Consider the following 12,566-nt stretch of genomic DNA (forward strand, 5'->3'; position numbering starts at 1 on the left):
GACAGACCCAGTAGCATCGACGGGAACCCCGGTGAAGATGGCTCCGCCGAAGCCTCGAGGGTTCTGAGACCTGACCCCCGTCACACGCAGCGTGACGTTCGTAGGGTCGCTCACCGAGGAAGCCTCCCCGTTTCCGCGAGGACCTCCTGAAGCACCGCGTAACGGCCTAACATGCGCTTGAGCTCGGCATTCTCCGCCTTCAGGCTCGCGTTCTCCTGCTCCAGGCGAGAAAGGCGCTCAGCATCCTGAGCCGCGCGAGGTGACTCAGCGGCTCGGAGTCTGAGCGGCGACGCTTCCGGCTCGTCTCCCGACACAAGCTGCGGAAGCACGCCACGCTCGCGCAGGTCCGCCTCCAGGTTCTTGAGCGCATCCCGAATCCGTGGATTCTGCGCGAGCGCCGATTTCGCAAACCCACACTCTGCCGCGATTTCCGTGCGCGACAGGACGCCTCGCGTCACCATGTTCCGGAAGTCCTCGTCGGTCCTCGATGCCGCCCAGGTCGTGAACCGACGCACATTCTCCTCGGCGACCTGCTGTCCGCTTGCCATCACTTGGCTCCTTTCGAACGGTCGCGCTCCGGCTTCGGGAGCGGGGCATTCAACATGTCCATCGTGACGCCCTTGCGCTCGGCGTTAGTCGCCCACGTCAGGAACTGCTCGTTCAGGAGCTGGTTCTCTGCTTCCAGCCGTTCGGCTTTCGCTTTATAGCGGGAGACCTGCTCGAGAGCCGCACGAACCCGTTCATCCCGAGGCTCGCCTCGTTCATGTGGCAAAGTACCGCGCAACACGTCCTTCTTGAGCGAGAACGCATTCGCAATTTGAGGGTATTCCGCGAACGTAAATCGCGAGTATCGGTAGCCGGTCGCCGCCTGGACCGCATCCAGCAAGAGCTCCCACGTAAGCTTGCCTTTCCATGTGTCCAACGTTTCAAGGATTTTTGCAATGCGCTCGTCGGTTAGGTCTGGTGCCCGGTTCTTTTTCATGCAAGTACCTTTCGCCGCGTAGTCCGGACAAACCTGACAGGGTGAACATTGTCGGTTGTGATGAGCGGAGCGTTGTCCACGTCCAGACGAATCCGCGCTCCAGCGGGTACCGCCGGGTCCTCGAGAATCGACAGGAGGGCGTTGACTCGTTCGAGCGTCAGCGTCTGGTGCTTGACCCAGGTATCGGCACCGTACTCTTCTTCGCTCAAGGCTTCCTTGGCCTGCTTTAACAGGTACTCGGTCTCGCTCTTGAGCATGCGAAGGTTCGCTTCCTTCTGCGTCTCTCCCTTGATGCACTCCTGCTCCTCGCAGTTAACGCAGTCGCGGTACATCTGACACGGCTCGCTCGCGAAGTCGTGTTCGCACCAGCCGTATTGGGTCGTATGTGCCGCCGTCAGCCCCAGGCCTTTGAACTCGCCGCGCGTAACTAGGTCACGCCTGGTGAAGACCGGTTCCAATTCTGAGGTGAACCCGTCCTTCAATGCCTTACTGATGGGCGCCTGCACCTCATCCGAGGTCATATGGTCGTAGGCGCGGTTCTGCTTCACGTCCTTCCGACCGGAGAAGATGGCAATTTCGGTGCTGCTCAAGCCGCCGGTCTGCGCCAACATGTTCAGGTAATGGCGCAAGCTGTGACTTTGAAGCTCGATAGGCGAGCCGTCGTCCTCGGTGTAATGGAAGCGTTTGAAGATGGAGACTCGACCCTTGCGCGCCCCGTAGTGGTTGGTGATAGTGTCGGTGTCAACGCAACTGAACATGCAAAGGTATGTCGCCTTCTGCGAATGCATTTCGTTCATGAGCATGATGGACATGGACTCACGGCACAGCCGGTCGGAGGCGCCCGGTACGTAAGGGAAGGTCTCGGGCAGCAGGGCAACGACAGCCCGCTCGACATCCTCAAAGAGATAGCCAATACTGCGTCCGCCGAGCGGCTGCTTGGGCAGTCGCCTGTTTTTGTTTTGAGCCCAGGTGTTGGCCGGTCCGCTCGCCGTCGCATCACCCCACAGGATGAGACCGATTCCCTCCAACGTCAGGACCTTCTTGTCGCGAAGATGCACAGCCCCCTCGTGGAGGTACAGCTTCTCAGGGTTCTCCGTGTACCAGGCCGCCAACTTCTGGGCCGGTGTCGTCACCTCGATGATGTTTGCGACCGCCTTGCGTGCGATGGGCACCATTTCCGTGGGGAGCCACTTCGTGGTGTCCTCTGCCCCCTTTGACCCGGACCACCGTAGCCCCAGCTTCCCACGATATTCGCCGTCGCCCTCAACCAGGCAGTTGCGGCGAAGCCGAATCACTTCGTTGATGCGCTCCGGCGCACAGAGCAACAGGCCGGTGACGCTCGACACCATGACATCGGGAGGCTCGATGGCATCATGGAAGATGGCTCCGAGCGCACGGAGCGTGGCGGCGGAAGGCAGCTTCTCCTGCCGAGCCGTCAGGGCCTCCTGCGAGATACGAGACCCTCTTTCGTCGGGCTTTTTGAGGCCATGCGTCCAGCGTTGACGGAGGTGGATAAACCCCTTGGAGCGCATGAGCTCAGCGATAGATTGAAGTTGACCGGCGGTCCGGTAAGCCACCGCCGGCGAAACCTTCCTGCCATTTACCACCGCCCTAGCAAGTAAGACCGCGCTATCCAGCACATCTTCGTCGACAGCCGTCGGCCGCGAGCCTTTGCCTGACTCGCGCAAGGCGGCTTCAAGGCATCGAAGCGCCGCAATGCGCGGCGCCTGCGACTCTACCGGCTTCTTGTCGTGAAGGTAGACAAGCGTCGCTTTCGCAAAGTCCAGGAACGGATGCGGCAGACTCGGCTCGGGCTTGTCTTCGCGGGACGCCGCAAGGGTGCTGAACACCACCCGGTTCACCTTGTTCTGTCCTTTGAAGTATCCGAGCGTCCAGACGTTTATGTCGAACTGCCCCCGCGCACCCAGCACGTCCGAGTCCCTACAGAGGGCCACGAAGGCCTCGATGTTGGCCAGGGGCGCTAATTCGGCCCGAGGCGTAAAGTTGAGTACTGGAGTTGGGGCTTTCATGACACCGCCTCCGATTCCTGTTCGGCACGCTGCTGCCAAACCTGGGCGCAAAGCGCGATGACCTCCTTGACTGCCCGGATGGGCTCATCATTCACCGCCGCCATTCGGTCGTCCGCCGACCAGTTTTCCCGCTCAGACTCCAGGCGCTCAAGCACCTTCTCGTGCGGAGCGTCGAGCCACGGCTCGAACCGGAAGCATCCGTAGCAGGCGACCGGCTTGTTGAAGGCACAGCTTTTGCCTTGTCCCGCGCAGCTACCCACCGGGTCCTTTGAGACCCGGAAGTCAATGATACGGCTCCCGGGAGCGCCCTTGTGGGTCGTGTGCTCCTCATCCAGCACGAGCTGCCCTTTAAAAGCCTGGGCGAGCGGAGCAAGCATAGCCCCCATAGCCCGGTCGATGTTTTCAACAATCTTTGGAGAGGCTGCGACATAGACGTCAACCTGCTGGAGGTCTGCATGGCCCATCCGGTTCGCGATGATTACCTTGCTTGCACCTTCCTCGGCTAGCCGGGTGCCGAAGGTGTACCGGAATCTCTGTGCCGTCAGAGGCGTCGGCGCGAAGTCGAGCCGGGAAGTTGGCGGTGCAATTTCCGTCATAAGGGTACTGAACCACGCCGACAGTGTTTCCGGAGTGCAATGCCCGTAGAACAGGTCGTCAATGGCCCGACGTTGTTTGCGAGGTCCCCGAGGCATGACCAGGGCTTGTGGGAAGAAGGCGGAGTTGTCGTCGTATTCCTCCTCGCGCAAACCACTTATATAGTCTGCGATGAGCCGTCCCGTTTGTGGACTGATGTCAAACGCGAGGAAGCTGATTCGCGCGTGCTCCAAGCCCGTTTTGGCCTGAGGAAGGCTAAGCACTAACGTCGTGCTGTCAAAGTCACAGAGTTTGAGTGAAGCATATTGAGAGATACGACCGCCGCACGCCAAGAGTAGTCTGGTGAGCAGAAGCGTCCACAACGGTAACTCACCGCGACCATAGGCAGCGTTGACCGCCGAGTACAGCGCGGTGTATTCCTCCTCGCTCAGCGGTCCTGCGACTGGGTCACGCGTCCTGACCGCCTTGCCCTTCTCATTGCCGGGCTTCTTGCGCTCGAGCAAGTACGTGGCACACTCCGGCTCGACGCCGGGCAGACCGAGGTTCACCCACTTTTGTAGCAGACCGTTGAGGGTCCCGAGCCGCCCGATTTCGTGAGCACCCAGCTTGGCTGCGTAGTTGGAGATATGCTGCGCGCCAATGGCCCCTTCCGGGCATGTCGGCATGGCGTCTACGAAATGGGTGAACGCCCCATTCAGGTTCATGACATGCGCAGATGAGTGCCCCTTGACGAACGGAAGCAGGGCATGCTTGAGCCACGGAACGAACGCTTCGAAGCCGTTGTTGTAACGTCGAAAGTCAATGTACGCGTCCGCCGGGCCATCCGCCCACTCCCAGACGTCGTCGTTTGGGTCGAAGCTGCTCTTGCTGCGCGTGAATACACGCTTGGGCAAAGTAATAACAAGAGCGGTGGAGGAACGCAGTTCATTTGTCTGTAACATCGAGCTGTTCTTGTAGTTTCAGGGAGACTTCCCGTCCTTTACGGCTCGCGTGACGACGGGTATAGGTTGCAGCGGACTTCGAGTTATCGGTCCACCCTTGCTGTTCATTCCGGGCTTTCTCTTCGACGGCATCCGTCAGCCCCAGCAGTTCAGCCTGCTCGGAGAAGCGTTCATTCCAGGTGTGGCGCATCACATGGCTCGTCAGCGTGACGGGCAAGCCTGGGCAAGCCTCGCGAAGCTGCCGGAATATCTTGTCGACGCTACCCAATGACAACGGGTAGCCATCGTCTGTAACGATGAGCTGCGGGTGCTTGCGAGCGGCCTTGATTTTCTTTCTGTGACGCCTAATGTAGTTCCAGACGGCCCGCATAATTTCCGGCCGCACCTCCACCTCTCGGTCGTTGGTCTTGGTATTCGGCTGAATGCGACGGGGGTCTTCACTTGCATCGGCCCGCCGGATGATGCGCAGCTTGGGCAGGCTTTGATGGAGGTCTTTAAGCTGAATGCCCAGCAACTCGCCGCGACGCATGCCGGTCGCGAGCAAGAGCACAACCATCAGCCAATTCCGGTAGCGGACATAACCTTGCTGCCACGGGTTGTCGGGCGAGTCTAGGCGAACCACAGCGAGGAGCCGGTCCTGGTCCTCCTTAGAAAGTCCCTCCCGGGCACCGAGCTTGGCACGCTTGGGGACTTTGGGCACTTGAGCCAGAAATGCTTTGAGCGCGTGAGCGCTTTCAATCGCCAATTCCTTTCGCAGGGGCGCCGGCAGCGTCGCACCCACATACATCGCCAAGAACTCCAGGAAATCCGCCATGTACCGAAGTCGGGAGGCTTGGGTAGCTACGCTGACCGCCTTGGCCTGCTCGACTGCCGCTTTGCGACGCATGCGGATTCGTCGGATATCAATGACTTTTGATGTACCTGGTTCCTCTGCGTCTTCGTAGGACAGGTCATCCACTCGATACTGAGCAGCATCGGCTAATCGGTTGAGCTGAGGTATCGTCAGGAACTGACCGACCCGCAATCGTTCGAGCAAATCGATTTTGTGCTTAGCCAGCTCTCTGTATAGCAAAGCCAACACCATGCAAATGCCATGAATCGTGTTGGCGGCTCGACCGCGCTTGCGGTACTTGTTCAAGTACAGGGTCGCTTCGTGGACCGGAAGGCCTCCGGGCCTACTCAGCACAGAGTGATGCTCTCCGTTCCGGAACCTGATGCGCTTTGCGACAAATCTCGTCATCTACCCACCGTTTTTGCCAAGTAGTAGTTGAGTAAAGACGCTACTAGAACATAAAACAAAGTGTGGGTAAAGAAAAAGCCCGCGTGCTGAGGGCACGCGGGCTCTAATCAACAAAAATCTACCTTAGTAGCTTCTAGAACGGGATATCGACCATGTCCTTCATCTCCTCTACTGCTGCGGCGCGCTCGGTGTTGTTGGACCTTACGAAAGTTCTATGCCATGCATCAAGGCGCGTTGTAACCGCCCGATCAAATTCGCCAGTGCTCCCGATAAATTCCATAGAAAACTGGTCCTTTGCATGCGACTTCAAAGAATCGCTCTCTTGACTCGATGTAATTGTTCGAACGTAAGGGTCGAGCCATTTATCTACATCACTCAATTCCAAGAAGGGGGCTATGCCCTTTAACATCCTAAGCGTTTCGTTGGTGTGCGTACGGGCGGCCCGGCCTAGTAGAAACTCGCGCACTAGCGGTTCGTATTGTTTCGCCACGTTACGGATGTCGGGAGCCGAGAAGAAGCCTGCACTGTACCTGTCGACATAGTCTCCGTCCTCCTCCCGCAGAATGCGCACGAACTGGGCGGCAACGCGCTCGCGAATTTCATCGCTCACATTCTCCATGGTGACACGATAGGCGGTCAGAAGGCGTTCGGGTTCGTTGTCGAAAGGCTCTGGGTCCTCTGGTCGGTTCATGTATGTATCAGGTATGAGTTCCAGCAGAAGCCGTTCTCGCTGAGTTTCATTGGCCTCTAAGATGAGGTGCTTAATAATCGTTGATGAGTTCGAGTCACGCCTTACCTTCGAGACGATCTGCTCTGCGGTCAACCCGACCGATTTACGTCTGGTCCTCGCCAATTCATCTGCGATCATATCTATCAAGGTCGTCGCGATTGTTGCGCTGCTACGGTTCGGTTCCGGCTCTCCCGTTCGCACAACTCGCCCGGGGTGGATCAGGTTTCGATAGGAGCGGATAACACTGCACAAGTCGGCTGTACGAGCGGTCAAGACGCCCTCATTCCGACAAATAGTGATTGCCTCGGCGAGATCAATTCGAAGAGGGTCTTTGCTGGGTCTGTCAGGGGCACTCGTCGAGAGAAGGTAGTCGATGAGCAAAGACTCGACAATGCTGCCCGCAAGCACTTGTACGCTTTTCCAAGCTTCGGCCTGTAGGCATTTCGCCATTTCCGAATAGTCTCTCTCAAGGGAAAGACGAAATTCTTTAAGTGTTATGAAGTCGAAACTTGGCACGTCATTTCCTTTGCTCAGAAACAAGGTGGTTTAAGGTATTTCCATCATACGAGGTTAAAAAGGCGGTGCATGCACCGCTTTCTCAATCCAAGCTACACACAACCGGCTATCTGACTAGTAGCTCGGCCCGAGTCGCGGGTGAAGTGCTAGGGATAATTGCACCGGTCCACAAAGCAGTCGGCTTCGATGTTTGTCGATTTGCTCCCAGTCTCCGAGCGTATCAAGGTGGGATAACAGGCGACTCGCAAATTCAGTTGCCAGCATCGCTTGGTCGCGGCTCATGTCCCGAAAGCTGCATGCGCCAGCATAAAAATGCATGACTCGATACGCGGAGCTGTACGGAACGTGTCGATCAATGACAAGCTCGGTGGCAAGCCGGAGTGCGTCGGCGCGATCGGCGGAAGTACTTTTTTCACGACCACTACACACTTGATGCATATTGACGTTGACGCCTGCGTTCCAAAATCGCCACAGCGCATCATCACACTCGGCCTGATACTCGGCGACGCGCTCACGGACTGCAGGGCGGACTTTTCCGAGGCTTATCGAGTGCAACCACCCGGGAAGCTTTCTGACCGGTAGACAGGTCATGGGGCGAAGTTGACCGTCCCCACCAATCATGGCGATTTCCGCCATGCTTGAGCGAAAGCGCTGTCGCATTTTCACTTGCTGGCTCTTCCAGTCAAGTCCCATGCCCTCGACTATCGGTTTGACAGCGGTATATGGCTGGCCATCATGTTCCACAACGTAAAGGTCGGTACCATGGAAAGGCACTTTGATTTGGCGTGATAACGCCCGCGTGCTAGGATGCATGCGTTCATTCTCCAAGTTTGAACACAAGCCCTGACCGTCATCCGCCAAGATATCCGGTCGGGGCTTTTTTATCGTTCGTCCGCCTTCGCGCGCGCCTTCATCTTAGTTGCGCTCTTTAGCGTCTAACGATCACCCAATGCGGCGACCGGCCCAGATGGTCCGCCTTTTCCTGTGGAACTCATCCACAGGTCCGCCAGCATTCGTAGCGGCCAAGAATTTGGCTTGAAGATATGCACAGAAAGAATCAAAATAGAATCTATCTGAGGATCAGGTTATAGTATCGTCACATCACGATGATTCAGTCAAGAGCCATGATGCAAAAAGAGAAGCTGGTAGCAAAGCAACCCTCTGCATACCCGTTGAGGATGCCGCCGGAATTGCGCGAGGCACTGCAGGCTTCCGCTGATGCCGCTGGCCACAGTCTCAATAACGAAATCGTGGCGCGACTTGAGAAGAGTATTGGTCCGCCTCCGAAAATCCCGAAGGGGCTCGAGGACATCATCAAGGCTGCGTCGACGGACATCAATGAATCAGTGGAAGAGGCGGCGCTACGTCTGGTCGTAGCTGGAATTCGCTCGGAGGACTTTCGGCGCTCAGTGCAAGCCAAGGATGCCGCTGGACGGTATCGTGAAATCGCCGTTCATGAACTGCTGATTTCGACCAGCGAGAAGTTGGCCGAACTTGCGCACTACGTCGGTCAAGTTCCGGCGGCAGATAGGGAGCGAGCGGCAGCGGCGATTCGCCATAGCGATGCAGTACGCCGCTACGTACGACAGCTCGACCTTTTTCGGTCTATGGACGGGTAGGGTCGGGCTAGAACCTACGATGTTTGTCCAATAGCGCTACGCGGTTCGATCATGGTCAGGAAACTTGTAGATGATTGCACGGTATAGGAAGTCTATTTACAAGCTCACCCAGTTGCTTCGCGCGCTAGAGTCGAATCCGAGCGACTGCGACCTTTTGTTGCTGCTCCAATGGGAGTTGATTGCAAGAATCAGGCGTACCGAAAGACGCATCGCGGAACTTAAAGAACGAAAGCGAATTCTCGATCAGGAGAAAAATATGGCAGGCATTCCAAGGCCATATCGCAAACCATCAAGCAAGAAATTGCATCGACATCGGCAGCCATTTCGCATGCCCAATGGTTGCTATTTGTCTGGCGGTGACGGCATAGGCGTCGTTGCGCCGACGAACTCAAGTTAGTTTGTGTCCGCTGGCGCTCCGGTATGATCGGCCAGACAACGAACCTAACCACAGGGTGGGGGCGCAGGCAATGAGCGACGAAGACCCAAAAATCACGGCTCTAAAAGAAAAAGTAAAAGCCGCAGAGCAGGAAATTGGAATGGCGGTCATGTTCCATGAGACGTGGAAGCCGACTGCATATGAAGAGGAACTGCATAAGCGGATGGGCGAGTCATTTGCCACGCAGGCATTTCTCATTGTGCGCATGTCGCTTCGGCGTGAGACGTTGCTCGCGCTTATGCGAATTTGGGACAGTGACAAAAAAGCAGTCGGAGTGCAATCAGTCGTTCGCACCTTGCGTGACCAGCAATTCTTTGATGCCCTGATTGCGTCAAGGACCGATCATCTTGAGGGGTATTTGCGATTAACCCTCGAAGAACACTTAAGAGGAACGCTGGGCGAGCAGTTAGCCAAGGTGGGGGCGCTGGTAGATAAATACACTAAGGGCGGCGCTGGTTTTGATGCCTTCAGGAAGTTACTGATATTGCGGAATGGGCAGTTGGCACACCGACAGGCTTCGCCCGCAAAAGCAGGCGGATTCGATGCGACGGACGAGGAAATTGAATCGTTCTATCTGGACAATCTGGAAATCGTTAGCCTGTTGCTAAGTATCGTTCTAGCACACGCTTTTGATTTGAACGAAGCTGCTGACGTTTATCGGCACTACGCTAAATTCTTTTGGGCGGCGGCGCTTGGAGAGCGCACAGAGGGGCATCCAGACTATCGGCCACCAGCCTGATGATGGTGCATTAGTCAGCTAGGCGAACAACGAAGACGAACCGGGGCAAACATGCCGAGTGCCGAAGAAGCAAAACGCATCATCCATTCAGAGATTACCGGTTCGGCGCAGGAAGCTACCGCTGCTTTCCTCGCGCGGTACGGCCAGCAAGCCGAGCGATTTGCCGAGTTGATGGCGCAAGCGATGATGGACTGGCAAGCTTTTGATGAGGAAGCGAAAAACAACGAGAAACGCGGACGTGTCTCCAGCCTGATTTATTGCGCAATCACGCTGCATATCCAATCAATGAAGCTGTTCTTGGCTGGTCACCTCGTTGCGGCGGGGAATCTCATGCGTCAAGTGATCGAGGCCATTGCAATGTCGTTGCTTGGTTCGGGAAAAACACTAACCAATCTGGATAGATTTGTTGCAGAGCAGTATGGGGCAAACGACGCGGTGCGCGACGTGAGGAGAAATCGGAAGGTCCTTGGGCTTCACGATGAGGGGGTGGACGCGCTAGTCGAGGCGGAGAAGTTTTACCATCACCACAGCCACCTTTCCCACTTGACCATCGCCACGGTGATGTCCTTTGAGGAGGATGGGTTCTACATAGGTGCGTCGTTCGATGAGGGTAAGGTTAACGGGTACGACAGAGAAGTACGTAGCCGCGTGCAGCTTGCCGAAGTGTTCCCGAAGTTCATTGCCGCCGTACTGGCGAACATCGCGAAGTGGTAGAGCGATTTTCTGGCTGACGAGCGTGCCAAGGATGGGTCACGAATGACCAGTCGCCGACGCGTCAGCGCCGCCTGACAGCCGATGCAATTGCCTGCGATCGCGAGCGGAAGACTAAGCGGCGTTAAGTCCTTGGTCGTGAAGGAATTCGTCCAGCAGATCGACGCATTGGTGAGCAAGCGCGACGAGATCGAACATATCTTCACCGGCGACAATATTCCATTTGCTCTCGCCATGCCCAACATACGACGGCCAGTTTTCGGGGACGTACTCCCGCACAACCGAAAATTTGGCATCGTACGGATGGTCGGTAATCCGAAAGTGCTTAAAGCCATTCGCAATATCGCGGCACACTCTCAGTTCCACGTTGCCACGAAATAACGCCGTTACTGATTCTCTATCGACACCAGAGGCGATTAGCCAGTCCCGGAGATCGAAACATGAAGCAAAGAAAGCGAGGAGAAAGTCAAGTTGATCCGCCGATGACCTAGCGGTATCCGCCATGCGAATCCGGTGCTGCCAGCGTAGGACACGTTTATATTGACCTTGCCACCCTTCAATCTCTTGCAATGTGTGTCTGAGGCCCATGTCGGTGATCACCCTGTCAATGCATTGATTGCAATCAGGCGTACAGCGATGGCGGGAACAACTCCACCAGCGCATCTAGCAACCGCAGGTGATCGACAGTGCACCACGATTTTTCGCCTACCTGCTTTTGCCACGTCCAGCGCGGATAGTCTTCGTGCAGGCGGTCTAGTCCGAACCAGTAATCCCCGTCTAGCGTGACAATTAGGTCGTCGTACTCATGAGCGACATAGCCGTCGGCCATGGTCATATCGCGCAGTGTGAATACCACGCGCGTTTTGTTTCTAATGTCGTCGCCCTCCGCTGGCACTACGTCAACCGTCCAATCGTCGCGTTGGCCCTGCTGTTCAAGATGCTGTTTGAATTCATCCGCCGTAGTCGGAAACGCGAGCTTTGCCATGTTGTTCTCCGGTGGGGTGATCAATTGTACTGCGCGCGTACACGATCCCCTCGTACGTGATTTGCCGTCCGGTTACCGGCTCGATGCGGGTCTGCCCTGCCTGACGAGGCAACCACACGCGGCACACAGCACCGTGACCACCAGCGCGAGCATGGACAGCACTAGCGGGTTATCTGAAGGTCGTATGCTTCGCCAGCGTCAGTGAGACAAACGCCGGTTCCTGACTGACTCCAGCCGCTGAAACTGAAAACGCATCGCAGGTTGTGACCATCGGCGGATTCCGCAGGTACGTTGCCATTTCCCACAGCGCTGACGCCTACAGCCGTGCCGGTGTATGTCTGCCCGCCACCGAAGCGGCTTGCCAGCGAGAATGCCCCGCCTTGCACGTACACAAAGCGCCCGTTGTACGTGCGACCGTCCAGCGTAATCGCCACCGACTTGTCAATCTGCTTTGCCGTGCCGTAGGCCATTGGTCCCGCTGTACGCGGCAACAGCGACAGATCGTATGTGGCGCACCCCTGCAAGGTCAGCGCCGCCACCACTGCTGCGCAAACCGCTATCGTTGTTTTACCCATGCGCCACCCCGGTTTGTCTTTTGACGGGCGCTGAATGCCAAGCGCCGAACCTGCCGCATAGGCGTATCGCAAACCCGGTGTGTGCTCGCGAGTGAGTGCAATTGATTGCATTCACGACAGTTTCGCTTTGTCGGAGTCGTCAGCAATAACTGAGTACCTCGACGAGGTTTTTCCGGGCTCCTTGTTATATCCAAAAGATGCGATCAGGCGCGCTCGGGCACGTCAGGTCCAAGCGTGGCTGCGAAGCGATCTCATGCCCATTCGGCAAGAGCGCCCCACTGAAGTGGTGTTCTACGGCGCTTCCGCTGCGCCTCTATCTGCTGCAGCACATGCGGCTGCAGCCTAGACCGTACCGATGCCTTCGCTCTCGCGCTATTTCAGGTGTTCGTTTCCGGAACCGGGCGCGATGACACGAGGACAAAAGAACGCGCGGTTCGTCGAGCTATCGAACTGTTAGGCGAGCACATC

Annotated in this window: 14 protein-coding genes and 1 pseudogene; 5 read left to right on the plus strand and 10 right to left on the minus strand. The window is 56.8% G+C overall.

Annotation, left to right across the window (positions count from 1 at the left end):
• Positions 1–110 precede the first annotated feature (110 nt).
• From AYM40_RS05695 to AYM40_RS05725, 7 genes are all read right to left on the minus strand, one after another.
• Positions 111–548, minus strand: coding sequence for a VPA1267 family protein (locus tag AYM40_RS05695; RefSeq protein WP_063494714.1), 438 nt, complete (start codon positions 546–548; stop codon positions 111–113).
• Entirely contained in the window at positions 548–982 is a 435-nt protein-coding gene (locus AYM40_RS05700) for a hypothetical protein (RefSeq protein ID WP_063494713.1), read from the minus strand. The genes AYM40_RS05695 and AYM40_RS05700 overlap by 1 nt, the downstream gene beginning before the upstream one ends.
• Positions 979–3,012 (minus strand): hypothetical protein, encoded by a 2,034-nt coding sequence (locus AYM40_RS05705; RefSeq protein ID WP_063494712.1) that lies wholly within the window; start codon positions 3,010–3,012, stop codon positions 979–981. Before AYM40_RS05705 ends, AYM40_RS05700 begins: the two co-directional genes overlap by 4 nt.
• Positions 3,009–4,547 carry a site-specific integrase gene (locus tag AYM40_RS05710; RefSeq protein WP_063494711.1) on the minus strand — a complete coding sequence of 513 codons (1,539 nt, stop codon included), beginning with the start codon at positions 4,545–4,547 and terminating at the stop codon, positions 3,009–3,011. Before AYM40_RS05710 ends, AYM40_RS05705 begins: the two co-directional genes overlap by 4 nt.
• A complete protein-coding gene (locus tag AYM40_RS05715; RefSeq protein ID WP_236720880.1) occupies positions 4,531–5,685 on the minus strand; it encodes a tyrosine-type recombinase/integrase in 1,155 nt (384 codons plus the stop codon). Before AYM40_RS05715 ends, AYM40_RS05710 begins: the two co-directional genes overlap by 17 nt.
• A gap of 235 nt (positions 5,686–5,920) precedes the next feature.
• Positions 5,921–7,033, minus strand: a complete 1,113-nt coding sequence (locus AYM40_RS05720; RefSeq protein ID WP_063495376.1) for a hypothetical protein — start codon at positions 7,031–7,033, stop codon at positions 5,921–5,923.
• A gap of 114 nt (positions 7,034–7,147) precedes the next feature.
• Entirely contained in the window at positions 7,148–7,846 is a 699-nt protein-coding gene (locus AYM40_RS05725) for a phage antirepressor N-terminal domain-containing protein (RefSeq protein WP_063495377.1), read from the minus strand.
• A 311-nt stretch (positions 7,847–8,157) separates the two neighbouring features.
• On the opposite strand from AYM40_RS05725, the gene AYM40_RS05730 reads away from it, so the two are divergent.
• From AYM40_RS05730 to AYM40_RS05740, 4 genes are all read left to right on the plus strand, one after another.
• A complete protein-coding gene (locus tag AYM40_RS05730; protein ID WP_063495378.1) occupies positions 8,158–8,652 on the plus strand; it encodes an Arc family DNA-binding protein in 495 nt (164 codons plus the stop codon).
• 70 nt (positions 8,653–8,722) lie between these two features.
• On the plus strand, positions 8,723–9,049 hold the full coding sequence (locus AYM40_RS41270; protein WP_158515242.1) for a hypothetical protein: 327 nt from the start codon (positions 8,723–8,725) through the stop codon (positions 9,047–9,049).
• A gap of 70 nt (positions 9,050–9,119) precedes the next feature.
• Positions 9,120–9,827 (plus strand): hypothetical protein, encoded by a 708-nt coding sequence (locus AYM40_RS05735; protein WP_063495379.1) that lies wholly within the window; start codon positions 9,120–9,122, stop codon positions 9,825–9,827.
• 51 nt (positions 9,828–9,878) lie between these two features.
• Positions 9,879–10,541 carry a hypothetical protein gene (locus tag AYM40_RS05740; protein ID WP_063495380.1) on the plus strand — a complete coding sequence of 221 codons (663 nt, stop codon included), beginning with the start codon at positions 9,879–9,881 and terminating at the stop codon, positions 10,539–10,541.
• A 111-nt stretch (positions 10,542–10,652) separates the two neighbouring features.
• Here AYM40_RS05740 and AYM40_RS39940 read toward each other — a convergent pair whose 3' ends face one another.
• The 3 genes from AYM40_RS39940 to AYM40_RS42230 all read right to left on the minus strand — a co-directional run bounded on the left by AYM40_RS39940 (position 10,653) and on the right by AYM40_RS42230 (position 12,209).
• Positions 10,653–11,138: a hypothetical protein gene (locus AYM40_RS39940; RefSeq protein ID WP_063495381.1), complete on the minus strand. Its 486-nt coding sequence runs from the start codon at positions 11,136–11,138 to the stop codon at positions 10,653–10,655.
• A 22-nt stretch (positions 11,139–11,160) separates the two neighbouring features.
• A complete protein-coding gene (locus tag AYM40_RS05750; RefSeq protein WP_063495382.1) occupies positions 11,161–11,523 on the minus strand; it encodes a hypothetical protein in 363 nt (120 codons plus the stop codon).
• 161 nt (positions 11,524–11,684) lie between these two features.
• Positions 11,685–12,209, minus strand: coding sequence for a hypothetical protein (locus tag AYM40_RS42230; protein ID WP_236720971.1), 525 nt, complete (start codon positions 12,207–12,209; stop codon positions 11,685–11,687).
• 1 nt (position 12,210) lies between these two features.
• On the opposite strand from AYM40_RS42230, the pseudogene AYM40_RS38050 reads away from it, so the two are divergent.
• A pseudogene (locus AYM40_RS38050) lies at positions 12,211–12,438 on the plus strand (glutathione S-transferase); the annotation flags it as partial.
• Positions 12,439–12,566 lie beyond the last annotated feature (128 nt).

Origin of the sequence: Paraburkholderia phytofirmans OLGA172 (genome assembly GCF_001634365.1) — a bacterium.
Classification (GTDB): Bacteria; Pseudomonadota; Gammaproteobacteria; order Burkholderiales; family Burkholderiaceae; genus Paraburkholderia.